The following is a 23,428-nucleotide window of genomic DNA, read 5'->3' on the forward strand; positions in this document are numbered from 1 at the left end:
TTGAGCAATTTTATGTCTTATGCAAAAATGGCAGAATTACTTTTGCTGGACGTCATGTCTAAAGCACAGATTCCAGGAGTTTCTATTGCCTTCATAAGCAGTGATGGAATCATATCTACTCAAGAACAAGGCCTTACAGAGGGTTGCGGTCTTTTTGCAATACCAGTTGATCCACTCAAGTGTCTCTTTAATAAGCTGGGACTAGGAACTAAAGATGCTGTAGTTTTATTTGACGACAAACTTTATTATGTGAATCAAACGACACAAAGCATTCATCAAATACAGTTAAATGAAAGTAATCAATCCTCATATCAAAAGTTACGAGAAAGTTGTACTGATACCTATAAATTGGCCGATCCTCAAGAGTCTGAATTAATAACTACTCTAACAGGTCTTGCACCACCTACGAGAGTGAAACCAGAAACCGTTTTTGGAGCAGCCTCGCTAAGCAAACCCGTATTTGCTTATTTAGTGCAAAAGTTGATTCAGTCAAATGCGACGAATCAAGCAGAGAAAGGGACAGGTAAATTTAATTTAGATAAATTCAACCTGAGTCAATTTGATTTAGATACCCCTCTTTTTCATATCTTGCCGTTAGAAGAATTTGAGATAGATGGAATGAAATTTGATATGTCTGACACATCTGCTGTTGTCTGTGCCCAAGCACTTACTGCAAGGATGGTGTTATCACATACAACGGGCCTTGCTCATGGTGAAATGAAGTTTCAGTTCATTCCTAATCCTAAAGAAAAAGATTCTAAAGAAAAAATGCATGGATATTCAAATGTTGGTATCGTGTACTTACAACAAGTGATTGAAAAATTGACTGAAGCAAATCTAGAAACATTGGCCAAAAACCATGTGTTTGATCATTGTGACATGACTCATAGCACTTATGAGCCACCAAAGGCCTATCACTTGCTTTTGCATGCTGAAAAGGAACCCTTGTTTGATGAAATGAAGCCTGGTCAGATTGTCATACTAAAAGAAGATGAGCAACTAACAGCCTATTGGTTAGAGAATGGAAAAATAGTCAATCGTTCTTTTCCGGAAAGAGTAGTTCCAGGAATTCTTAGACAGTTACCTGATAAAGGTAAACTTTCAAACAATTTGGAGTTGATAGAAGCTGTAATCTCGCAATATGGATGTAAAGAACCCAAACCATGTGCCGCCAATACACTACGAACTACAGCAACAGATTATGCAAAGTTTGTCAAACATCTAAGCCATGACAACTCCATTGAAAATCCTTTTGTTCCGCATGCCTTCATGACGCACGATAGAGGTTTAGCTGGAGCGATTGGAATTGCTAGAGACAAGATACCCGAGCTCATTTTAAGTCATGTTGCATGGGGCTTAGGTTGGGGGCTACAAACCAATGAAAAGGAAGAGGTTGTTACGGCTTACCACTCAGGCGACATGAATGATTGTAGAGCGTGGGTTGCCGTCAATTTAAAAGATAAGAGTGCCGTGGTGTTCTTTGCTAATTCGCATAATGGACATATTCTTGCGGAACACATTATCCCTTCGACAATTAAAATAGAACTGGCTTCACACTATTTTTTCCCAAAATGGGGTTTTGCTAGAACTCTTGATGAGCTAGGTGGTAAAACGAATAATTGGGGCATAAATCCATTTCCAAGACCCAATCCATCTAAAGAGCTAACAAGCTCCTTAGGTGAATTGCAAAAAAGAACTAATATCCCAAGTATTGCTACAGCAATTATTTCTGACCGCGGCGTTGTTACTACGCAAGAGGTGGGTGTGACTCATGTCAACAAACCAGAAGAAGTTACTAGTTCAACTGTTTTTGAAGCCGCTTCATTGAGTAAGCCTGTATTTGCTTATATTGTCTTGAAACTAGCGCAAAAAGGTCTCATTGATTTAGATAAACCACTTCATGAGTACGGTGATTTTGGTCCTCCACAGATGCGAGCTGATAAAAATTATAAAAAATTAACCGCTCGTATGATCCTATCTCATCAAGCAGGGTTACCTAATGAATTTTCATCTCCCGAATCTTTAAAGTATGTTTCTGAAGTAGGAAAACAATTTGATTATTCAGGTGTGGCCTATCAATTTTTAGGTGAAATTGTGGAAAACATTACTTCAAAATCACTGGAAGCTTTAGCCCAAGAAGAGTTTGCTAAGCTAGGTATAACTGATAGTAGTTTCATGCCACCAACGGGTTGCAGTCTTATTAAACTGCCAGATGAAGAGGAAGAGCCAACGCCTGAACGCATTAAAAAATTATTAAAGGATACTTTAGATGTACATGGTCAATTAAGTATTATCCTTCATAAGGATAAATTATTTGTTGCTGAACGAGCAGTAAATGGCAGCGTACAAATTACTGAAAAAAACTCCAACCAAATTGAAGAAAAAAGTCTAAAAGAAATCAAAGCCCGCTTTGCTCAAATACCACTATTTTTTTGGTCAAAACCCATACCGGTTGAAGCAAGGGAATTACCCCTTGTGACTACTATTGTTGGCCATCCCCCAGAACATGCTGCAACAATAGCAATAGGTCATGATAAAAATGGTTCAGTAAATCTTAAGCAAAAATTTTATATGGTTCATGCAGCAGGATCTTTGTATACAACAACTTCTGACTATGCAAAATTTTTAAAAGCCTGTGTTAACGATCCCTATATTAGGTGGGAAATGTTCAAACCTGTTGTTTCATCGTTAAGAGATAAAGATACTAAAGCCCTGAGCCAGGGAGTTTCTACTGATATTTTAGATCAAATCTCTTGGGGTCTAGGCATTGGGATTCAGAAAAATACCGATGGAACCCGTATCGCTTTTCATTGGGGTGACAATGGAACTGGATGCAATTTAGCAGCGATTAATCTTACTACAGATGAAGCGGTTGTTTGTCTCACTAATAGCGAGAATGGGCCCGCTGTTTTTCGAGAAATTGCAGAGCCTATCGTTGGTGATTTAAGTGCTATTGGGCAATGGTTATCAATACGAGAAGAATTACCTCTTGAGAAGCGTGTAAAAGAAAAGCCAACTCAAGAAATGAACCAACGTTTACAGGAGCAGACACAAATTAAAACGACAGTCGCTACTATAGAACAGCAAGAAGGAGAGCAAAATCCTTCTGATTTAGGACTGTTCTAAGTATTAATTGGGTTGTTCGCAAGGGTTTTTATCCGGGAGAAAGCCTCCAACCTGAGCATCCTATAGAGTTTATATATAAGCCACTCAAATTCAGTAGTTCAGCATGTGTTTAATTTGCCGCTCATCAAGTATGGCATCTGGAGTTTCCACCCAGAACCCTTATACGGTGTTTTAACTATATAAAATTTTATTTGTTATACCCAATGAATCTTTCTAAGAAACTTCACCACATTAATTTTTCTTTAGAACTATTTCAAGTCTACTATTTTTATAGTAGTATCTACTAAAAATATAGTAGCCTGAGTTTTATTTAAGTTTCTGGAGAAAAAAATGCCAATAAAAAGAGGGGCAAACACCTTTGCTCATGATCGCCTCCTTACAGAGGTAGAACTTGAATTAATGAATATTATTTGGAGCCTTAATAAAGTAACAATTAAAGATATTGTTTCAAATTTGCCCAAAGAAAGACCTTTAGCTTATACCACTGTAGCAACTGTAGTAAAAGTGCTTGAACAAAAAGGATTTTTGGGATGCCAAAAAAACACTTATGCCCATGTTTTTCTCCCAATTGTTACCAAGGCTGAGTATGAAAGTACATGTATTGAGCATATGGTAACTAATGTTTTTGATGGTGAACCTGTAGCACTGGTGCAAAGACTCTTGATGGCCAAAAAGCTACAGCATGATGACATTCAAGCAATTGAGGAAGCACTAAAACAATTAGTAACCTCCGAACAACAAATAGAGGCTTGAGTATGTTATTCCTGGAAATTTTATTGGGCATTCATTGCTTACTTTTAGTAAGTTCATGGGTTATTGGCGGTCGTTGGCTTCTAAATCAGCCATCTTTTAAACTCAAATTGGCCCGTTTTTTATTAATTAGCTGTGTGATTTCTCCATTAATGGTTCATTGTATAAACACCAATCAAAAATTTGAGCAGCATCACTATGCGTCCATTGATGCTTTGCAAGAGTATGTAAATCAACCCATCTTAAAGTCAAAACCCTCTCAAGACATTACTGAATCAGCAACCTCTTTCTCAATAAGCAATACGAGTTATTTTCATCTTTTTTATGTCGTGTTTTGTTTACTCATCTTATTTCGTAGTTATAAAGTATTGTTGAGTTTGGGTAGTTTAAGAGCACTATTAGCTGAAGCAATTACGTATCGAACGTCCGGTAAATTGGTCATTAAAGTTTCTCGACGTTGCCATATTCCTTTCTCAGTTGTTTTATTTAACAAAGCTTATATCGTATTACCCGTATCCTTATTTTCTTCTTCCAAGAATGTGAAGATTGCGATTGCTCATGAAGGTCAACATCATCGTAATGGTGATTGCCTATGGGCCTATTTTATTGAAGCCCTGCGCATTATCTTCTGGGGTAATCCAGGTGTTACTCGCTGGAGTCATATTTTAAGCGAATTACAAGAATGTTCATGTGATGAAGTACTGGTTGGCCAGCCAAAAATTTCGGCACATGACTATGGCAACTGTCTGTTTGATGTAGTGCAGACAGTATCTCGATGTTCTGTGTCATCTAACCGAGAAATTGCATGCACGGTGGGTATGGCCATGGGCAAAGACAATGAAGACTGTACATTTATCATCAGGAGAATTTCAATGTTATCAGCTTATCCACTTAAACCCTCTAAATCCTTATTGCTAAGGGCTGCATTTGTGGGCTTTTCTATTTTGGCCCCAATCTGTGTTGCCTATTCAGCAGTAGGAACATTGACTGGTTCTAAGACAAAAGAAATCGATACATCCCATTTAGATCCTAAAATGCAGCATATTGCAGAGCAAGAAATTAAAACAGCGATGAAACAATATCATGCAAAATCGGGGGTTATTGCTATCGTCAATGCAAAAACTGGTGATGTCATTGCATTTGCAGAAACAAGTAAGAATAAAAATCAGAGCAGTTGGAAATCACGTGTTTTTTCACCAGGGTCCTTGATAAAACCCTTTATTGCAGCGGCAGCAATTGATTCTGGGAGTAGCTCGGAAACAAAGAACTATGATTGTCACGCGCCATACTCTATAGAAGGCAAAACATTTACAGATTACTATGTAAGTCAAGGCTCTACTTCATTGATGCAAGCGATTACACGATCAAGTAATGTTTGCCTTATTAAGGTCGCCCAAGAAACTGGGGCACCTGTAATTCGTAAAAAACTTGCTGAATTTGGTTTTGATATGAACACTTGGTGGCAAGCAAATCAAAGTGATAAATTGCAACTCGCAATGGCTTCTGTTGGTGAGAATATACCAGTCACGATTGATTCGCTAACAAAATCTTATGCCATTCTTGCAAACTTTGGACATCCATTTCAAGGAGGAGAAGCTCCTGTTATTTCAGCAACAACAACAAACTCAATAAATCATATTCTCGAGAACGTTGTGACCAATGGTACAGGAAAACTCGCTGCTATTCCTGGTGTAAGTGTCGCAGGTAAAACAGGAACAGTTGCAGAAAACATTAATTTTGCAAAGGCGGAACATCTTGCCTTGTTTGCAGGTTTTCTACCGGTTAATGAGCCACGTTATGCCATTGTAGTCGTAATTGAAGACGGTCATCTAAGCAAAAATGGCAAGACTTTAACCTCCGGTGGGGAATTGGCCGCTCCGGTATTTCGTAAGGTTGCCATTAATAGCCTAAATAATACGAAGCTATAAATCGCCTATGGGTGCGGCTGATTTGCTGTACCCATATCTATATAAATTCAAATGATGGTGAGTTGTTATGAAGAAATTAAGCGTATTTTTATGTATGACGCTAGTATATTGTAGTACTACATTGGCCCAAAGCACTTGCTTTTTGGTACAGGAAAATCAAACTGTGCTAAAGCACGAGGGTAAAGATTGCAACCAACGTTTTGCACCAGAATCAACCTTTAAAATTGCCTTGAGTCTTATGGGTTTTGACTCAGGAATATTGAAAGATGAACTTCATCCAGAATGGCAGTACAAAAAAGAATACGAACTTTATCTCAATGTATGGAAATATCCCCATAATCCACGTACCTGGATAAGAGATTCCTGTGTTTGGTATTCACAAGTTTTAACCCAGAAATTAGGCATGCTCCGATTTAAGAATTATGTTGATGCATTTCACTATGGCAATCAGGACGTTTCCGGCGACAAAGGGAAGACAAATGGACTAACCAATGCCTGGTTATCAAGCTCTCTTGCTATATCACCTAGTGAACAAATTCAATTTCTACAAAAAATAGTCAATAAAAAATTACCCGTGAGCCCAAAAGCACGCACTATGACTAAAAATATTTTATATATTCAAGAATTAGCAGGTGGTTGGAAACTATATGGAAAAACAGGTAATGGTCGACAGTTAACAAAGAACAAAAGCCAAAAATCACCACTACAACACGGATGGTTCGTGGGTTGGATCGAGAAAGATGGTCGTGTGATTACCTTTACGAAACATATTGCAGACAGTAAAAAACATGTAACCTTCGCCAGTTTCAGAGCGAAAAATGAGGCACTAAATCAATTATTTTACTTGATTAATGAATTGGAAAAATAATACATGAAATCTAACATAGCTCTATTAATAACACAGGCTCTATTCCTATTTTGCTATCAAGCTTTTAGTTACGCCAATGAAATAGCAATTACTTTTGATGATCTACCTGCTTCAATAGAAGAATCTATAGAGGAACAGGCTCTAATAAATCAACGAATAGTCAATGCGCTTATCAAATATAGAGTACCTGCAATTGGATTTGTGAATGAAGGGAAACTCTATCGCACTAATGAAACTCAAGAAAAAATAAATCTCCTAAAATTATGGGTAGATAACGGATTTGATTTGGGGAACCATACCTATTCGCATCTGTCTTTAAGCAGCCTCACTTCTGAGCAATTTAAAGCTGAAGTGATTAATGGCTCTAAAATATCCAAACAATTAATGCAAAGTGCCGGTAGGCAGTACCACTACTTTAGGCATCCCTACCTTGATACGGGTAAAACATTAGAGATTCGTTCTAAATTTGAATCGTTTTTAAAAAATGAGGGATATCTGGTTGCGCCAGTTACTATAGACACTGATGACTGGAAGTTTAATCAGCAATTACATGAGTTCCCTCAGAATAAAGACAAAATCATTCAAAGTTACCTGAAGCATACACGTGCTAAATTTGCCTTTTATGAAAGCGCATCCAAGCAAATATTTGGTAGAAATATTAATCAGACTTGGCTTTTGCATGCCAATCTTATTAATTCATTAGCCATTGAGTCGCTCTTAACTATAGCAGAGGAATACGGTTATCATTTCATCAGTCTTGATGAAGCATTACAGGATAAAGCCTATCTGTCCGCTGATGCCTATTATGCCCCTTTTGGTGTTTCCTGGCTTTATCGATGGGATTTTACTCGGGGGAAAGTAGTTGATTGGTCTAAAGATCCTGAACCTGATAACAATCCATTTATCACAGTTAATACCATTAAATTTTATGATAAAGACCGCAAGCGCTTTATTCCAGTTAAAATGTATGTGAGTAATGAATCACAAGGAAAAGCAAATGCAGGCATCCTTAAATTGCCCGTCGCCATCATTAATCACGGATACACAGTGCGCAATACTGAATATTCATTTTTAGCTAATGCACTTGCAGGAAATGGTTATTTTGTTGTAAGCATCCAACATGATCTAAAATCAGATCCCCCATTAGCTCAAACTGGCAATTTATTTGAACAACGGAAACCCTTATGGGAACGAGGAAGTGCCAATATACGTTACGTAATCAAAGAGCTTAACCGCATCAACCCCAGTTTAAACTTGTCTAAAGTAACATTAATTGGCCATTCGAATGGTGGTGATATTGCCATGCTGTTTGCAAGCAAATACCCTCAATTAGTGGAAAAAATTATATCGCTGGATAGCCTCCGCATGCCTTTTCCACGCACCGGATTAACACCTATTTTATCGCTACGTGGAAATGATACTAAAGCAGATGAAGGCGTACTGCCTCCTAAAGAGTCGTTAAAACAATTAGCCATAACAATTATCCCACTACCTGAGGTCAAACATATCGATTTATGTGATCGTAGTTCGAAAGTAACTCAGCAACAAATTAATGATCTGATTTTAAAGTTCTTACGGGGCTAGTGTATGAAAAAAATACTCGCATTGTTCAGTTTAGGCTGGTCTTTAAACCTCATGGCAGCAAATGACATATCGACCATGAAACAAACCAATACTCAAGCAAAAAAATACACGAATGAGTTGTTTTTACATCATACTTTAACTAAAGAGTTTTCCTCCAAGATCAATAGGATCAAATATAATTTATACATCAGCCTACCCAAAGGATATTCCTCTAACAACAAAAGCTATCCAATTATTTACTTATTAGATGCTGACTACAGTTTTGCATTAGCGAAACAAATTAGTGAGCATTTATCCGACCGAAATAGAATTAACGACTCCATTATTGTTGGAATAGCCTATGCAAATCCTAATGAGTATAAGAAAAACAGAACCAGGGATTATACCCCAAGTTATGTTAGCTCAGGGGGCTATGGATCTGAATATCAAAAATACTCGGGTGGTGCCGAAGCATTTTATCGATTTATTTATTCAGAACTTATTCCCTATCTTCACCAGACATATAGAGTCAATCAAAACAGTACTTTTGTCGGTCATTCTTATGGTGGGTTATTTGGGGTGTATTTATTAATTCATCATCCTGAAGTATTTAATCATTACATTATCGTCAGCCCCTCTCTCTGGTATGATAATCATTTGGTGCTAAAAGCAGCTCAGAGGAAACGGAATTTTAATCTACAACAAAAAACCCGTGTTTGCTTTATTATCGGCGACCATGAAAATAAAGGCGATTACCGCATGATAGATGATTTAAAATTATTTAATGAAATCATCATGAGCAAGCCCCACAAAAATCTCAGCACTATTTTTAATATTCTAAATGATATGGATCACGATACTGTTTTTCCAGGGGCTTTAAGTTTAGGACTACTAAGGTCTTCATTTGACTTAAACAAGTGAATCAGAGTGTGATGACATTAAGTTAAAGCTTGGTTCTCAACCTCATTTAGCATTTTACCACTACCATGTGATCAAGTATTATTTCGATAAAAAATGTAAAAACAAATAAAATGATAAAATCATTTTATTATAAGGAAAAACCATGTTAAAAAAAGTAGCGTTCACCATGTATCCTGTCGAAAATTTAGATCGAGCGATGGATTTTTATAAAAAAAATCTTGGTTTAACGCCTAGCAAAACATCTGCGAATGGTCATTGGATAGAGTACGACTTACCCCAAGGCGGATGCTTTGCAATCACAACCCTTGCGGAAGGTGTTAAACCAAGTGCTGTGTCCGGAGGTAGTATTGCTTTTGAAGTGGAAGATTTGGATTCCTTAACGCAACAATTAAAAAAGAATGGGGTAACATTCAAATTGGATACTTTTTCATCACCTGTATGTAGAATGGCAATTATCATCGATTCTGAAGGAAATGCTATTACACTGCATGAGCTCAATCAATAAGTCTGTATAAAGAGGATAAATGATGATGTTTGCTAAATGTTCTGTTTTTATTGCTACAAGTCTTGATGGCTTTATTGCAAGAGATAATGGTTCTATTGATTGGCTAACGAAAGCAAATGAGCTTGTGCCCCCAGGTGAGGATGGTGGTTATAAAGAGTTCATATCTACGGTCGATGGACTCATTATGGGGAGGCATTCTTTTGAGAAAGTTTTATCATTTGACCCTTGGCCTTATGGTGAGCTTCCTGTCATAGTGATGAGTAGCAAACCTATAGAAATTCCTACTCATTTAAAATATGTTTCAGCATCTTCCGAAGCACCCATCGAGCTCGTTAAGCGGTTAACTGATGAAGGATTTAAGCATCTTTATATTGATGGTGGGATAACTGTCCAAAATTTTATAGCCGCGAATTTAATCCATGAATTAACAATAACCATCGCACCAGTCTTGCTAGGTTCTGGTCGTTCATTATTTGGACATTTAACACAAGACATTGAACTGGAGCATCTTGAAACCAAATGTATTGGCGGTGGTTTTGTTCAGTTGAAATATCGGACTAATCCCTCAACCCAAAAAAGAAATAAAAATAATGTCTATCTTATTTATGATGAAATCTCCGAGTGGTTTGATAGTCATCGCAATAAAGAGCTCAAGATGGAGCAATCTTATTTAGAGTTATTGCAAAATAAGCTTCCATCAAAAGGCAAAATTTTAGATGTTGGCTGCGGTACAGGCGAACCCATGGCACAATTTTTAATTAAACAAGGGTATGAAGTAACAGGCATTGATGCAAGTCACAAAATGATTGAGCAATGCAAAAAACGATTCCCAAATGCAAAATGGCTACTTGCTGATATGAGGACTTTAGATCTACAAGAGAAATTCGATGCGGTCATTGCCTGGCATAGTTTCTTTCATTTACCTCATGACGATCAACGAAAAACATTAAAATCACTTGCCTCTTTAGTGGAGCAAAATGGTTTATTAATATTTACTTCCGGACCGGGGTACGGAGAAGTTTGGGGTGATAATGGAGGATATGATTTATATCATGCCTCCCTTTCGTCCGAAGAATATACTCAAATCCTTCTAGAGTGCCATTTTAAAGTCCTTGTACATAACATTAGGGACCCAGAGTGTGGAGAAGCAACGGTTTGGGTTGCTCAAAAAAATCACATTTGCCCAGGATAAAATGGAAAAGAAACTTATCAAAGCTCCTTCAAATCTCATACTCAAAAATAATGGGATATCTATTTGGCATCATAGGAGATTTTTTAACACCAATTTTGATGCATCCCATTTTCTTGTAAAATGATTCGGCACCAGGATCGCTCCATAATTTGAACCTACTCACGCCATGTGATTTAAAATCTTCAACCATCATAGACCACATTTTTTTACCGAACCCCTTACCAATATAGTTTAGATCAATAAAAAAATTATCCAGTTCAGACTCTTTTTTTCTGATGCTAAAACTATAAAAACCTATCGCTTTTTCGGGTTTTTCAGTATTCCTTTCATAAAAAAGTTTCACTGTATTTTTTTCAAGATAGTCTGTCGTCATTTGAAAAAGCTGCATGAATTTATCCATAAATGCTTTATCATATCCCCAATAAGATTTTGAGCGATACATTAACTCATTGATCTGTTTTAATTCATGTACACCAGCTCGTAGACATTTTACAATCATCTAAACCCTAACCATTTTTAATAGAAGCGCTATATCCGAATCGCCATAGAACCAGTATTTAGCATCATCAGTATATTTCAGCCACTAATTTTACATCATACTGACGCTACTGGTAAAATCGGAAACCAACACTTCATCCTCTAAAACAATGACTATTGAACAGAATGAATTAGAGATTAAAAATAATCCACATCAAAGCATCACATGGGGACAACCTATTCCACTTTCTCCAATCTTAGCCCCGGACTGTCCTTATCCAGTTGAGGCACTTCCCTCAATTGTTAGAAAAGCCGTAGTAGACTATCAACAATACGGACAGCAACCCCTGCCTTTGATTGCATGCAGTGCCTTAGCTAATATGTCTCTATCATGCCAATCGCTTGCCAATGTTGCGCGAGACAACTATTTAATTAGTCCTGTATCGCTTTATTTTTTAATTGCCAGCGGCTCTGGCACCCGAAAAACTGCTGCAGATAATGTTTTTTCTAAAGCAGCGCGTCACTGGGAAACACTTATTCGTAAAAGGCGCGAACCTGAAGTGTTATCAGCGCTAACGCAACACCAAGTATGGCAAATGGAAAAAGACAGTTTATTCTCCCAAATCAAACGTGCAACTTATACGGGAGAAGATTCTGATTATGCCAAAGAAATGCTCGATGAATTAATTCATCAAGAACCGGAAATTCCTTTGCAACCTACTCTTTATTTTGAAGATGCTACCCAAGAAGCACTGGCTATTCATTTGGCCCAAGGTTGGCCTTCTGCTTCCTTATGGTCTGATGAGGCGGGTATCATTTTAGGTAGTCATAGCATGCAAGGCAATCCAACTCGTTTTGTAGCATTGCTTAATCGTTTGTGGGACGGTAAGACGTTCACAGCACATCGTAAGACAACGCAAGGATTTACCATTGAAAATCGGCGTTTAACACTTAACTTGATGATGCAACCGCTTATCTTACAACAACTTACCAAGCAAGCATCGGGTATTAGTCGACAAAGCGGTTTTTTAGCTCGTTGCCTGATGGCTTATCCTGCCAACAGTATGGGAAATCGATTTTACCAAGAGCCGCCTGCTTCTTTACATTCTCTAACCCATTATGAGCAACGCGTCACTGCCTGCTTAAACCAGTCAGAGCAATTAAGCCATCAAGGTTGTATTCAACTTCCATTATTGAAAATGAGTATGGCCGCAAAACAACAATGGATTTTATTTTTTAATGCAGTGGAAGCTGGGTTAAAACCTCAAGGACAGTGGGTCGATGTCGTTGATTTTGCATCAAAAGCGGCTGAAAATACTGTGCGCCTAGCAGCACTCTTTCATCTCTTTGAAGGACGCCATGGGGATATTAGTGTCGAGCATACCGAAAATGCCATTGAAATAATTAATTGGCATTTGCAAGAAGCACGAAGAATTATGCCTACTGAAACCGTTTCTTTGCAGTTTTCCGATGCCCTCAAACTAATGGACTGGTTTATTGAAAAAAATATTAGCTCAACAACGTTACGAACCATTCAACAATTAAGCCCACTGCGAGATAAAATAAAACGCGACTTAGCTGTTGAATTATTAGTGGAGCACAATCAAATACGCATTGTAAAATCAGGTTCAAAAACGATGGTGGAAGTGAATCCACGCGCATGCAAAGTGCCAACATGAGTTTTGTTTAATACTTTTAACTTTATCACACCAATTTACAGGAGAAACTCGTGCCCTCTAACATGCTAAAAGAATGGTTGAGCAATGAAAAAGAAAGGGGGATTGAGGACCCTGCCTGTGCTGTTTTAAGCACTTGTAGCAGTTCTGGTGAACCTCATAGTCGAGTGGTTGCCATTCGCGAAATTGAAACAGAGAGTCTTTTATTTTTTACGCAGCAAAAAACACGCAAGGTTACTGAATTATTAAATAACCCTAAATCCTGTTTAAATTTTTTATTTGCGATGCAGAACCGACAAGTTATTTTAGAAGGTACAGCAATACCCATTTCTCAAGAAGAAAATGAAGCTTTTTGGAGTACTCTTCCTCGTGAACGCCAATTGAGATTCTCTGCTTATGCTCCTACTTCAGGACTTGTCATTAAAGATTTAAACCAATTGGAAACCAGGAAAAAAGAATTGAGTGATCAATTTGCAGGACTTCCTATCCCTATGAACGAGTATTATTTCGGTTTTCGCTTTATCCCAAAAACATGGATTTTCTACACGGTCGGCTCTATTTCTTTTTCTGAAGTAATTCGCTATACGAAGATAGAAGATTCTTGGAAATCAGAATTAATTTCCCCATAGGTGATATCATGTACATGCTTTGTTTTTGTGTTCCAGAAACCCATTTAGAAATTGTTAAAAATGCTATTTTTGCTACAGGCGCAGGGAGTGTTGATCATTATCAGCATTGTGCTTGGCAAACATTGGGTGAGGGGCAATTTATGCCATTACCTGGAAGCCATGCTTTTATTGGGGAAATCAATCAGCTTGAAAGAGTACCTGAATATAAAGTAGAAATTATCTGTACTGAAGGACAAATCACAGTGGCTGTTGCGGCCTTAAAGAAGGCTCATCCCTATGAATCACCTTCTTATCAAGCGTTTCGGGTTGAGAGTATCTAATAATAAACAATGCTTCCAATATGAACCAACTTACATTCAAATAAGGACCTAAAAAATGTTACCCAAAAATGCCAGTTTGGGACATATAGCCCTAGCAGTTAATAAACTTGCTGAATGTGAGCAGTTTTATAATTTATTGGGATTGCAAACAGAACTTAAAACGATGGGCTACGTTTATCTTACAGGCAATAGCGACAATTGTGAAATTGGGGGAAAATCGTTGAATCTAACGCTCTAATATAAATAACAATGTTCTCTTGTATGCCACTTTTATCACGATCGTTACTTCCAATACGGTTGTAACCTAAAATAGTAGCGACGATGCAAAATTTTATTCACGAACACTGCGCAAAATTTTCTCACCATGGTTAATGAGCAACGAGATATGTCCTTCATGATCCAAAACTTTTAGTGAGGCGTTAGGGATTAATTTTGCATAAAGATTGGCATGAGCTAACGGAGCTTGTTTATCTAATCTACCTTGCCAAATGACAACAGGGCACTTTATATGGCTCATATCAAATCCCCAAGGCTTTAGGCTTAATTGAATTTCTTGAGATACGCCTGTAATACCACCTTTAAAAGCCTCTAACGATGATTGGATAAATAAATCACCAGCTTCTGTGTCACCTAAAATACGCTGATCTACCTCTGACATTTTACTCGTCATTTTTTTTAATATCCCGGGTTTTTTCAGCATCAAAAACATGAGATTTACCATTACGGTAGCAATTGGGGGTATTGCTTTAATCATTTTATTTATAAACCGCTGTCCTCGTCCTAGACTTGCTGTAGCCTCAGGTATTTCAAAAGGCCCCATACCTGAGACAATCGCTATTTTATTTAACCGATGAGGTATTTTATATCCACATCCTGCAACAAAAGGAGCTCCACCAGAGTGACCTATAATAGAAAATTTAGGGATACCTAAGTAATTGGCAAGCGCCTCAACATCATCAGCCCATGAAAGAATAGTGCGCGTTGGATGTTTAGAAGATAAACCCATTCCTGGTCTATCAATACTAATTAATCGATAATGATTTAAACATGCTATATTTTCCCAATGCCCAGCCTCAAGCCTAGAACCTGGAAGTCCATGAAAATAAAAAACTACCTCTCCTTTTGGATCTCCAAACTCAGCATATCCAAGTGTTCTGCCATCGTTTAACAGAATAGTAGAATTAGTAAAGCAAATTTTGGTATTCATAATAATTTCCCAGAAAGATAGTGCTCTACTGATGCTTCTATCAGCAGAGCAAGATGATCACGATAGCTTACGTTCAGCAAAAACTCTCATAGCAGCTACCAAATAATCAACCAAACCAGGGTGATATTTATTATAAAATAATCGAAAATCTGGATGGTCCAGGTACATTTTTCCAAGTCCTAAATATGTCTCCTTTGTTGGTGTCCAAAAATTATTAACCCAATCGTAATGTTCTTGGATTAATGCCTGAACCTCATCCGAATCAGTCCTAACTCCTTTTGCTAATGCATTGGCCAGCTCAAGATTAAGCTTTTCACCCGCATTTTTAAACTGTTCCCAATTTGATTTTTTCCAGTGAGAAACACGCGTCCAACTATCATCAATTTGCTTTTGTGATATCACTCCTGTTTCGAGCATATATTTTTCGTGCTCTTGTTGTTTGATGGGATCGAAGCCATCATACATTTCCGCATCACGCATAATTATTTTTCCTCTTAAATGTGAAATGGTTTTATCAATCGTCTTGATGAGCGTTGCTGTTCGTTCAAGACTAGATTCCAAAGCAGATTTATGTCTTTTTAATGATTCTATTTTATCAAAATCATCACTACTCATAATCTGTTGGATATCATTTAGAGGAAAACCAAGCTCACGAAAAAATAAAATCTGCTGTAACATAAGCAGCTGCTCTTCTTTGTAATAACGATATTGATTGCCACCATAGTAGGCAGGTTTTAATAAAGCAATTTCATCATAGAATCGCAGAGTGCGGGTACTGACCCCTGAAAGCCTCGCCAATTGATTAATCGTGTATGCCATTTTGCTCTCCTCTAATTGACAACATACACGATAAGGGTTGACGTAACGGCAAGGTCAATAGATATAATAATTTTTTTAAACCTGTTAAAACGACCATTAATCCAGTCATCAAATTGATTACATAAACTAAGTTAAATTAGCAAGTTTCTGTAGTTGTTATTTTTAAGAATCACTTCAGGTGCACACCATCAAATACCCTATTCATCATCAGCTTAAGTCCTATCTTCTGCTGACTCATAGACTTTATTTTTGTTTCGCTTGCCTACAGCAACAACAAGGAGAATCATTTTATTATCGTTAACTTGGTAGACCAATCTATAGCCGGCCTGATGCAATTTTATCTTATAGCAATCTTTAAGATGGCCACTAAGTTTGGCAGAAATAACATGCGGATTTTCCAGTCGCCGTTTTAATAGTTTTTTAAACTGTTCCTGCAACTCCTTCGATAGTTTCTTCCATTCTTTTAACGCAAGCGGATGGAAATGTAACTCATAGATCATCAAGCGCAACCTTAACTGGCGTAAAGGGCTCTGAAAGGCGTTGTTCTACAATGCTTTTTAGCTCGCTTTCGTCAACAGCATCCATCAGTTTTTCAAAAGTTTCTGCTGGAATTAAATAAGCAGCAGCTACATTATGGTTAAGAATCACCACGGGCATCCCATGAGCATCATTAATAAGTTTTGTGGGATTTTTCTTTAATTCGCTAATGCTAGCGACTTGTGTTGCATATAAAGTTTGCATTTTAATGACCTAAATAAATACCTTTATTATGACTTAATTATAGTGCTTTTTATAATAAAAGGTCAATCATCACGAAATTTATAAAGGGGATTAGGGAAGTTGAATCAAAAGATTTAAGTATCCCTAAGAAAAAATTTTAAGCAACATCTCTTTCACGATTGTGCGCCTGCTTGCGATCCCTTTCATTTAGGAGAAAGCCAATGAGATAAAAGTTGTTTTTTCTGTGTTAATTCTATTAAGTTACACCTTCATTTACATTTGATTTTTTTATTTCTTATCCAGTCTTTAAGGCTTTCTAATGCACAAGTCCAATCCCAACCTTCTTCAAAAGATTCAAGAGCCTGTTCTGCCTGCTCAAACATATAATCAGCAACCTGCAAAATAAATTGCTTGTCTCTATCTTTATACAAGAACTCAAGCGCATTAATCATTTCATAAATAATGAATCCATACCCATTTTCTGTATAACGGATGTACTCAGGGAAATAAAATGCATAGTCAATGGCTTTCTTTATCTCTTCCCAGTCTCCATTGGCAAGTCGCATTCCAATAGATGCACTTAAAGCCCTCCATAAGACAGAATTATATTGTGCATTTAAAAGAACAATTTCAGCCAAATGTTCTTTAGTAAAAGAATTTAAATACTTTTTCAGCTGATGCATATCCACAGGTGATTTAGGTCCTCTGTTAAGGTACCGAGATTTTTCAGAAGGCATTAACTTCCCCTTGATTTAAACGTTATTCTAATATTCACCCATTGAGCACCATGCTACTTTTGCTACTCGTTGACAAACGAGCATACCTATATTGATCAGATAATACAGTGTTCACAAGGATCATAACAATATTCATCGCATCAAAATGAATGCATTTATGTAGCAATTATATTGCTACATAAATGCTACATATCGCTACAATTTCAGAGATTAATAAATTTCACTGGATCACGTCTTGTTTCTGCCATTTTCCTTATTTATAGAAAATTATTATAAATAAGGAACTCTTTGCAAAAAACAAAAGAACTTAAAAAAACAAAACATGAAGAAACCAAAGCCACAACTGAGGACATCCTCTTTTGTCTATTTCAGGATGTGTTTTACAGCATTTGAAATGTAGCGTGTCGTAGCAATACAGTAGCAACTTTTTTGCTACAAATAATTAATCGGATTTTTAACAAAAAAATGCGTTACTCTATGAATTCATAGATAATTTCATCTAGATGGTTTGAATGATTTGATGAACGTGTAGCAATGTAGCAGAATACCTGGAAATGACTGAATAAACCTTAATGAAAATCATACTAATGGCAGAAATCTTAGTCTCCTGCCCTCTATCTAGGCTAACTTTATTAAGGTGCAAGGATCTTTTAGATTTATTGATAACTTTTGATCCGTAATTCTACTTAATATAAAATCAGCACAGGGTTTTACAAGCACATTAATATCATCCCAATATTCATCTTCCAAACCAATGCATATGTGTTTCGCTCTGTTCATCACGGGCTGATACATCTTAGGTAGACGATCAATCACCCAATCGGCGGCTATAGGTTTCGATCGAATCTTATTAGTTTCTAATGTACTCCAAATCCGTGCATAGGTTAGTAATACATTTCGAGTGTCCTGTTCAAGCTCAGCTGAAAGTCTCCCAAGATCATGAAGCATCGCTTTTATAAAGTCGCTATATGGGACAGGGGCTAATAGATGTTCAGGTCTTTCACCCAGCAATGTATGGCTCTTTAATAAGACTTGAGTGATAATCAGCGCAAGATCGGGCATTTCACGACCAGGCCATGGTTCAAAACTACCCATTTCAAATGATGGACGAAGCCATTCACCGTATTGAAAATCAAACAGAGGAGGATAATGCCAAGGATTGATAGCCTCCCTTTCCACAAGGGTCATTTCTATAGGTGGCTTCGTACTTTTCATGTAAATGCCTGATATTTGGAGAAGATGGTTAGTCAACTCCATCTTTTCTTTTGAAGTTGTGGTACGATTTGTTACAACAAATAAATCAATGTCACTGTATTTTTGCAAACCACCTACAAGATAAGAACCATAAAGATAAACACCCAAAAGATCTGCGCCTAAAATCTTTGTTAGTACCTCAAGACATTCTTTGAGTTGTTGCTTTACATCACTGTTGTTTTCCATCTTTAACACTCAGCCATTTTTTAAAATCCTTTAACAATGCTTCTGCTTGAGCAATACAAGTTATTACTGCACTCTCAGGAATAATATCGCCAGAATAATCTGCAATATTGCGTTGTTTACGCATAGCATCCAATATAATCACTGTTTTTTTATCAATACCTAAAGTCTGAGGCAATAACTGAATCATCGTTTGATGATGTCCTGGTTTAGAAGTCAAGGTTCGATATCCATGAGATTGAAGTGCTGCATTTGCTATTTGCATAATTGCTTTATAGGCAGCATCAAAGCGATTCTCCGCGCTAACCAAGTCAATTTTTGAATCCAAAATATTACGTTCAGCCGCATGCAAAAGCCGTTTTATTGTATCTGGGTGAGGTGGTATTTTTTCCAGGCTGATGCCAATTAAATTATCCAAGGTCATGTTCAGCTCCCATAATAAATAGCTTGGGATTATTTAAAACCTCCTGAATGAAAAGATCTTGTTTTTGTAAAGATGCCTTCCATTGTTCCCTGGAATATATTTTGGGATTAATTTCTCTCCCTAAACTAGCTTGAGCAGCATAAAGAGCCTCAACTGCTTCTGTAAAATCAACCTCACCAATAATAAGCACATCAATATCACTTCCAAGGTTTTCAGTTCCTTTGGCCACCGAACCAAAAACAAAAGCTACTTCAATTTTTTCAGCTAATGGAGTTAAAAAATCAAACAACACATCCACCAAACCAGACGTTTTCTTTAAAATACTTGTAAGCTCCGTATAAATAGGAAAATTTCGATTTGCTTGGTAATAAACTTGATTACCACTCTGCTCGCGCAGAAGTACTTTGGATTTAGCAAGTTTGGATAGTTCTCGATGAAGTGTACCCGCTGTGGTATTCGTTAACCGCGCAATCTCTCGGACATGATAACGCTCATCAGGATGAAGCAATAAAAGTGCCAGCACACGCCGCCGATATTCAGAAAACAATATTGAAGTATCAAACATGATTTTTATATTGAAGCCAACTAAGCTTCAATCATAGCCTAAAAAGCTACACCATTCAATCAGATAAATAAGAAAACCAGAAAAATAAATATCAGTTATAAATCGACTCCCCACGGAAGAGCATCAACACTACAACCAATGACCTCAACGCTCTTGTGTCAAGACTTAAGGGCTCCGTCTTGGAGAAAGCATAAAATGGTATTTCCCAATTACGTAATCGTATTATTGGATACGAAATGGTATCTTGAATAGTTCTTTTCAATAATCAATAAACCCCCTGCTCTTTATTACCACGGCTTCATATTAAAAGGAGATGGGTTAAAAATTTCTTGTTCCCCATCTTCAGATTTATTATGTATCTCATTAGCTTCTTGTGTGGAGGATTGATCTTTATTAGACGGCCTGGGTTCCCTCGAAAGTGGGTGTGGAGCAAAGCTTTGCTCTTTTGTTACCTCATCTCTTTCTTGTGCTTTCGGACTGGGTACGGGTACTAAATTATTTGCTAGCTGTTGGATAAATGCATCGTATAAAGCTAATGTGGGCATGGTAATGCGAAGAGAACGTATGTTTCCCTCCTCATCTTGAAGGATTTGTATGCAATCATCAGAAAGATGATTTTCTTCTTTAAATTCACTGAATTCGTTTATAATCGCTTCCATGAATTTTTTTAATTCATGTCGTTGCTTTGGAGTTAATTCATTAGGATCACATTGTAATTTAAGCTTAAGAGTCATTGATTCACGATCACTATCAACCAACAATTTCCCATCAGCAATTAATTTTTCAATTATTTCTGGGTCAAAACCAGACTCTAAATCAAGTTCTTCTGAACCAAATACTCCTACCAATTCATCTTCAGACCCAACTACTTTGCCTGATTTAGTTAGGAATTTATCTTCACCAGGACTCGCTTTTTCCTCAGATGTCTTCTTATCAGAGGTGGCACTATCACCTCCGCTACCACCTGCACCATGTCCGGAACAAAGGCGCTTAGGTGCGATTTCTTTAAAACAAGTCGGACAGCGTACTTTTGCACCTTCCTCAGCAGCCTCTTTTTTTTCTGCTTCCTTTCTAAATTGTTGTAAAGCTAATGCTATAGAAGAGGTTTGGGGTTCATCTGCCGTTATGGATTCAGGGACAGGCTGATGTTTTTCTTTGTCTTTTTTCATGAGAATACTCCAGTGCAAGTTCATAATGGTTTCATCCGAATAAAGATTTACTTATCTGTTATTATACCGAGTTAAAAAAACCCAATTGTATATAAATTGTACATTTATTGGGTTACTCGTTTTTTTGACTTAAAACATCGAGTACATAGTCCCAAATTTTACCTGCTACATTAATTCCTTTCCCATCAGACGGATTGAGATGTAATTCAATGTAAGGGAAGCTATTATTTTCAATAATTCCAAATTGTTGCTTATGCCATGGAAGAGAAATGTCCTGACAAATAAAATCAAGACCCGTAAGCGGTATATTGAGGATTTTATGTGCTTTTTCCAATAATAGTTTGTTCTCAGGATGTATCAGATCGGTAACATCACTGATTTTTGCACCACTACTCATAGTAACTTTTTTTGCAATAAAGATTTGTTGTCCCTTGTTTATTACCGTATTAAGAGCAACTTCCTGGGATGACAAAATTTTGATCAAGTTGCTATTTGGAGTAATTTTATATGGATATTTACCATGACTTTCTTTCCACCTAACTTTATTTTTTTTATCAATTAACTCTTGAAGTGTAGTGACACCATCGCCAACAATGCTCTCAGGTTGTCGCCTCACACAAGCGATTAATGAATCATTAATAATTAATGACCGATAAACATCCCCAGGTATGTGTTTTTCAACCAGCACGCGAAAATCAACTTGCTTTACTATGTTTATCGCTTCTTTTAATTCATTTGGAGTTTGAATAGTACATGAAGTGTGAATACTTAGAGATTCAGATAATGGCTTAACCACAAGAGGAAATCCCAATGAAATGCCATAGTTGTAGGCTTTTTTGCTGGAAATAAAAACCCTCCCTAAGGGGCAGGGAATTTGGCTATCTAATAATTTTTTCTTGAGGATCCATTTATTATCATATTTAGTATCCTCATCAAAGCGTGTATTTTTTTGAGAAATAAGAGAGATTGGAGTCTGTATGAAATAATATTTTTTCCTATTGTAGACCAACTTAAAATACAGAGTATGCAAGTTAGATTCCTTAAAATTATACAGCTCTAGCCCTCTTTTTTGTGCTTCATCCCAAAATGCAAGGACACTGTTATTGAATTGTTTCCTATCAATGGTCTGAGTCTTGGTATATAGTTTTAGTTTTTGAAAAATATTAATGACCAACTGATTTAATAGGTTATTGAATCGTAAAAAATCATGCTCTGATAGGAGAAAGAGTTTAGATAAAAGATAGATAAATGGATTGAATATAAAATAATGGAATAAATTAAAAAATTTTCTTCGAAAATGAGAACGTTTTTCGGGATAGCAATGCTCACAATGTTTATTGTCCATATATGCTGTGGGAACCGGTTTTAATGATTTGCAAATGTCACGTGAAGATTTGATTTCTTTATGTTCATCAAAATTTTTAACATAAGCGCTCATAATTTATCTCCACAGATTCGCCCATTAGCTATCATTATATCGAGTTAAAACAGATCAATTGTATATAAAATGTACGGATGCACCGTGTGTTTGCTTACCTACTGATATCTATGTAACACTGAACTTAAAAATCAATTCAGACTAAATTTGTTTAGAGAGTTTTCTTATTTAAAGAGGCTTAGACAGAACGAATGAAAGATAAATCAATATTGCTTGTAGAAGATAACGTTAAGTTAGCCAATTACCTCAAAGAAAGCTTACAAGAAGCAGGTTATGATGTTTCTATTGAAAAACGTGGTGATAGAGCGGTCTATCGCATCATTCGTGAGCAACCTTGCCTAGTAATATTAGATATAATGCTTCCTGGCATGAATGGTGATCAAATATGCCATACCATTAGAGATGAGTATTTGGGGAAAATACTCATGCTAACAGCAATTAATGATATTGAAAGTGAAGTATCCTCTTTAAATTTAGGAGCAGATGACTACTTAACTAAACCTGTTGCAGACGAGGTTTTGAAAGCAAGAATAGAGGCATTGTTACGTCGACCCAATTTAGTTAATAATCAAAATCAATTTCAATTTGGCAATTTTTCTATCAATTTTAGTACTAAGAGTGTTCATCTCTTTGATGAAGAAATTTCAATAAGTACCAGTGACTTTGAAATGCTTGCTTTGTTGGTTAAGAACCATGATAGGTTGCTGAGTCGAGATAGCATTATGTATGCTCTTTCTGGGCATGAATATGATGGGGTTGATAGAGGTATCGATTTAAAAATATCACGTTTAAGAAAAGCATTGAATGATAATAATAAAAAGCCCTATCGTATAAAAACAATTCATAAAAAAGGATATGTATTTGTATCAGCGGCTTGGGAATAAATACAGATCACAGCCACCGATCTTATGTAAGACTTATGAAAAATAGTAAAAAATTCTTTTGCCTCGACCTTGA

24 protein-coding genes and 1 pseudogene are annotated in these 23,428 nt (G+C 36.8%); 14 read left to right on the plus strand and 11 right to left on the minus strand.

Annotated elements, in window-relative coordinates:
• Nucleotides 1-12: 12 nt before the first annotated feature.
• From LHA_RS17580 to LHA_RS17590, 9 genes and pseudogenes are all read left to right on the plus strand, one after another.
• Complete coding sequence (locus tag LHA_RS17580; RefSeq protein ID WP_011212529.1) at nt 13-3,126, plus strand: serine hydrolase domain-containing protein; 3,114 nt, start codon at nt 13-15, stop codon at nt 3,124-3,126.
• Between the two features lie 330 nt (nt 3,127-3,456).
• On the plus strand, nt 3,457-3,879 hold the full coding sequence (locus LHA_RS15325; RefSeq protein WP_011212530.1) for a BlaI/MecI/CopY family transcriptional regulator: 423 nt from the start codon (nt 3,457-3,459) through the stop codon (nt 3,877-3,879).
• A 2-nt stretch (nt 3,880-3,881) separates the two neighbouring features.
• A complete protein-coding gene (locus LHA_RS15330; protein ID WP_011212531.1) occupies nt 3,882-5,804 on the plus strand; it encodes a M56 family metallopeptidase in 1,923 nt (640 codons plus the stop codon).
• Between the two features lie 67 nt (nt 5,805-5,871).
• Nucleotides 5,872-6,672 (plus strand): class D beta-lactamase, encoded by an 801-nt coding sequence (gene blaOXA, locus LHA_RS15335; RefSeq protein WP_011212532.1) that lies wholly within the window; start codon nt 5,872-5,874, stop codon nt 6,670-6,672.
• Between the two features lie 3 nt (nt 6,673-6,675).
• Nucleotides 6,676-8,256, plus strand: a complete 1,581-nt coding sequence (locus LHA_RS15340) for an alpha/beta fold hydrolase (RefSeq protein WP_011212533.1) — start codon at nt 6,676-6,678, stop codon at nt 8,254-8,256.
• A 3-nt stretch (nt 8,257-8,259) separates the two neighbouring features.
• Complete coding sequence (locus tag LHA_RS15345; protein WP_011212534.1) at nt 8,260-9,156, plus strand: alpha/beta hydrolase; 897 nt, start codon at nt 8,260-8,262, stop codon at nt 9,154-9,156.
• 142 nt (nt 9,157-9,298) lie between these two features.
• Nucleotides 9,299-9,661, plus strand: a complete 363-nt coding sequence (locus LHA_RS15350) for a VOC family protein (protein WP_011212535.1) — start codon at nt 9,299-9,301, stop codon at nt 9,659-9,661.
• 25 nt (nt 9,662-9,686) lie between these two features.
• Nucleotides 9,687-10,217, plus strand: a pseudogene (locus tag LHA_RS17585) (dihydrofolate reductase family protein); the annotation flags it as partial.
• A 99-nt stretch (nt 10,218-10,316) separates the two neighbouring features.
• The gene (locus LHA_RS17590; protein ID WP_318152483.1) at nt 10,317-10,853 is read left to right on the plus strand and encodes a class I SAM-dependent methyltransferase; all 537 of its coding nucleotides are present in this window, start codon (nt 10,317-10,319) and stop codon (nt 10,851-10,853) included.
• Between the two features lie 28 nt (nt 10,854-10,881).
• Here the strand turns inward: LHA_RS17590 and LHA_RS15360 are convergent, their stop codons facing one another.
• Entirely contained in the window at nt 10,882-11,352 is a 471-nt protein-coding gene (locus LHA_RS15360) for a GNAT family N-acetyltransferase (RefSeq protein WP_011212537.1), read from the minus strand.
• A 148-nt stretch (nt 11,353-11,500) separates the two neighbouring features.
• On the opposite strand from LHA_RS15360, the gene LHA_RS15365 reads away from it, so the two are divergent.
• From LHA_RS15365 to LHA_RS15380, 4 genes are read left to right on the plus strand one after another with little or no spacing between them, the layout of a single operon-like run.
• The gene (locus LHA_RS15365; protein WP_011212538.1) at nt 11,501-13,009 is read left to right on the plus strand and encodes a YfjI family protein; all 1,509 of its coding nucleotides are present in this window, start codon (nt 11,501-11,503) and stop codon (nt 13,007-13,009) included.
• A gap of 50 nt (nt 13,010-13,059) precedes the next feature.
• Nucleotides 13,060-13,635, plus strand: a complete 576-nt coding sequence (locus tag LHA_RS15370; protein ID WP_011212539.1) for a pyridoxine/pyridoxamine 5'-phosphate oxidase — start codon at nt 13,060-13,062, stop codon at nt 13,633-13,635.
• A gap of 8 nt (nt 13,636-13,643) precedes the next feature.
• Nucleotides 13,644-13,955, plus strand: a complete 312-nt coding sequence (locus tag LHA_RS15375) for a hypothetical protein (RefSeq protein ID WP_011212540.1) — start codon at nt 13,644-13,646, stop codon at nt 13,953-13,955.
• A gap of 55 nt (nt 13,956-14,010) precedes the next feature.
• A complete protein-coding gene (locus LHA_RS15380; RefSeq protein WP_011212541.1) occupies nt 14,011-14,193 on the plus strand; it encodes a hypothetical protein in 183 nt (60 codons plus the stop codon).
• A gap of 93 nt (nt 14,194-14,286) precedes the next feature.
• Here LHA_RS15380 and LHA_RS15385 read toward each other — a convergent pair whose 3' ends face one another.
• From LHA_RS15385 to LHA_RS15430, 10 genes are all read right to left on the minus strand, one after another.
• Nucleotides 14,287-15,162, minus strand: coding sequence for an alpha/beta fold hydrolase (locus tag LHA_RS15385; protein WP_011212542.1), 876 nt, complete (start codon nt 15,160-15,162; stop codon nt 14,287-14,289).
• Nucleotides 15,163-15,219: 57 nt separating this feature from the next.
• On the minus strand, nt 15,220-15,981 hold the full coding sequence (locus LHA_RS15390; RefSeq protein WP_011212543.1) for a MerR family transcriptional regulator: 762 nt from the start codon (nt 15,979-15,981) through the stop codon (nt 15,220-15,222).
• Between the two features lie 212 nt (nt 15,982-16,193).
• On the minus strand, nt 16,194-16,481 hold the full coding sequence (locus LHA_RS15395; RefSeq protein WP_011212544.1) for a type II toxin-antitoxin system RelE family toxin: 288 nt from the start codon (nt 16,479-16,481) through the stop codon (nt 16,194-16,196).
• The gene (locus LHA_RS15400) at nt 16,471-16,722 is read right to left on the minus strand and encodes a type II toxin-antitoxin system Phd/YefM family antitoxin (protein ID WP_011212545.1); all 252 of its coding nucleotides are present in this window, start codon (nt 16,720-16,722) and stop codon (nt 16,471-16,473) included. Before LHA_RS15400 ends, LHA_RS15395 begins: the two co-directional genes overlap by 11 nt.
• A 248-nt stretch (nt 16,723-16,970) precedes the next feature.
• A complete protein-coding gene (locus tag LHA_RS15405) occupies nt 16,971-17,438 on the minus strand; it encodes a hypothetical protein (RefSeq protein ID WP_011212546.1) in 468 nt (155 codons plus the stop codon).
• Between the two features lie 618 nt (nt 17,439-18,056).
• Nucleotides 18,057-18,878 carry an aminoglycoside adenylyltransferase family protein gene (locus tag LHA_RS15410; RefSeq protein ID WP_011212547.1) on the minus strand — a complete coding sequence of 274 codons (822 nt, stop codon included), beginning with the start codon at nt 18,876-18,878 and terminating at the stop codon, nt 18,057-18,059.
• Nucleotides 18,862-19,299: a DNA-binding protein gene (locus LHA_RS15415; protein WP_010655396.1), complete on the minus strand. Its 438-nt coding sequence runs from the start codon at nt 19,297-19,299 to the stop codon at nt 18,862-18,864. Before LHA_RS15415 ends, LHA_RS15410 begins: the two co-directional genes overlap by 17 nt.
• Nucleotides 19,286-19,864: a nucleotidyltransferase domain-containing protein gene (locus LHA_RS15420; RefSeq protein WP_010655397.1), complete on the minus strand. Its 579-nt coding sequence runs from the start codon at nt 19,862-19,864 to the stop codon at nt 19,286-19,288. Before LHA_RS15420 ends, LHA_RS15415 begins: the two co-directional genes overlap by 14 nt.
• Before the next feature lie 287 nt (nt 19,865-20,151).
• Nucleotides 20,152-21,033 carry a hypothetical protein gene (locus tag LHA_RS15425; RefSeq protein WP_021436862.1) on the minus strand — a complete coding sequence of 294 codons (882 nt, stop codon included), beginning with the start codon at nt 21,031-21,033 and terminating at the stop codon, nt 20,152-20,154.
• 112 nt (nt 21,034-21,145) lie between these two features.
• Nucleotides 21,146-22,471, minus strand: coding sequence for a hypothetical protein (locus tag LHA_RS15430; protein ID WP_011212549.1), 1,326 nt, complete (start codon nt 22,469-22,471; stop codon nt 21,146-21,148).
• A gap of 191 nt (nt 22,472-22,662) precedes the next feature.
• Between LHA_RS15430 and LHA_RS15435 the strand changes: the two genes are divergently transcribed.
• Entirely contained in the window at nt 22,663-23,355 is a 693-nt protein-coding gene (locus LHA_RS15435; RefSeq protein ID WP_011212550.1) for a response regulator, read from the plus strand.
• The last annotated feature ends 73 nt before the right edge of the window (nt 23,356-23,428 follow it).

Origin of the sequence: Legionella hackeliae (genome assembly GCF_000953655.1) — a bacterium.
Lineage (GTDB): Bacteria > Pseudomonadota > Gammaproteobacteria > Legionellales > Legionellaceae > Tatlockia > Tatlockia hackeliae.

Excerpts from the sequence above, each read along its gene's own strand:
- LHA_RS17580 (WP_011212529.1), top strand. The coding sequence starts at position 13 with ATGTCTTATGCAAAAATGGCAGAATTACTTTTGCTGGACGTCATGTCT.
- LHA_RS15325 (WP_011212530.1), top strand. The coding sequence starts at position 3,457 with ATGCCAATAAAAAGAGGGGCAAACACCTTTGCTCATGATCGCCTCCTT.
- LHA_RS15330 (WP_011212531.1), top strand. The coding sequence starts at position 3,882 with ATGTTATTCCTGGAAATTTTATTGGGCATTCATTGCTTACTTTTAGTA.
- blaOXA (WP_011212532.1), top strand. The coding sequence starts at position 5,872 with ATGAAGAAATTAAGCGTATTTTTATGTATGACGCTAGTATATTGTAGT.
- LHA_RS15340 (WP_011212533.1), top strand. The coding sequence starts at position 6,676 with ATGAAATCTAACATAGCTCTATTAATAACACAGGCTCTATTCCTATTT.
- LHA_RS15345 (WP_011212534.1), top strand. The coding sequence starts at position 8,260 with ATGAAAAAAATACTCGCATTGTTCAGTTTAGGCTGGTCTTTAAACCTC.
- LHA_RS15350 (WP_011212535.1), top strand. The coding sequence starts at position 9,299 with ATGTTAAAAAAAGTAGCGTTCACCATGTATCCTGTCGAAAATTTAGAT.
- LHA_RS17590 (WP_318152483.1), top strand. The coding sequence starts at position 10,317 with ATGGAGCAATCTTATTTAGAGTTATTGCAAAATAAGCTTCCATCAAAA.
- LHA_RS15360 (WP_011212537.1), bottom strand. The coding sequence starts at position 11,352 with ATGATTGTAAAATGTCTACGAGCTGGTGTACATGAATTAAAACAGATC.
- LHA_RS15365 (WP_011212538.1), top strand. The coding sequence starts at position 11,501 with ATGACTATTGAACAGAATGAATTAGAGATTAAAAATAATCCACATCAA.
- LHA_RS15375 (WP_011212540.1), top strand. The coding sequence starts at position 13,644 with ATGTACATGCTTTGTTTTTGTGTTCCAGAAACCCATTTAGAAATTGTT.
- LHA_RS15380 (WP_011212541.1), top strand. The coding sequence starts at position 14,011 with ATGTTACCCAAAAATGCCAGTTTGGGACATATAGCCCTAGCAGTTAAT.
- LHA_RS15385 (WP_011212542.1), bottom strand. The coding sequence starts at position 15,162 with ATGAATACCAAAATTTGCTTTACTAATTCTACTATTCTGTTAAACGAT.
- LHA_RS15390 (WP_011212543.1), bottom strand. The coding sequence starts at position 15,981 with ATGGCATACACGATTAATCAATTGGCGAGGCTTTCAGGGGTCAGTACC.
- LHA_RS15395 (WP_011212544.1), bottom strand. The coding sequence starts at position 16,481 with ATGATCTATGAGTTACATTTCCATCCGCTTGCGTTAAAAGAATGGAAG.
- LHA_RS15400 (WP_011212545.1), bottom strand. The coding sequence starts at position 16,722 with ATGCAAACTTTATATGCAACACAAGTCGCTAGCATTAGCGAATTAAAG.
- LHA_RS15405 (WP_011212546.1), bottom strand. The coding sequence starts at position 17,438 with ATGCCTTCTGAAAAATCTCGGTACCTTAACAGAGGACCTAAATCACCT.
- LHA_RS15410 (WP_011212547.1), bottom strand. The coding sequence starts at position 18,878 with ATGGAAAACAACAGTGATGTAAAGCAACAACTCAAAGAATGTCTTGAG.
- LHA_RS15415 (WP_010655396.1), bottom strand. The coding sequence starts at position 19,299 with ATGACCTTGGATAATTTAATTGGCATCAGCCTGGAAAAAATACCACCT.
- LHA_RS15420 (WP_010655397.1), bottom strand. The coding sequence starts at position 19,864 with ATGTTTGATACTTCAATATTGTTTTCTGAATATCGGCGGCGTGTGCTG.
- LHA_RS15425 (WP_021436862.1), bottom strand. The coding sequence starts at position 21,033 with ATGAAAAAAGACAAAGAAAAACATCAGCCTGTCCCTGAATCCATAACG.
- LHA_RS15430 (WP_011212549.1), bottom strand. The coding sequence starts at position 22,471 with ATGAGCGCTTATGTTAAAAATTTTGATGAACATAAAGAAATCAAATCT.
- LHA_RS15435 (WP_011212550.1), top strand. The coding sequence starts at position 22,663 with ATGAAAGATAAATCAATATTGCTTGTAGAAGATAACGTTAAGTTAGCC.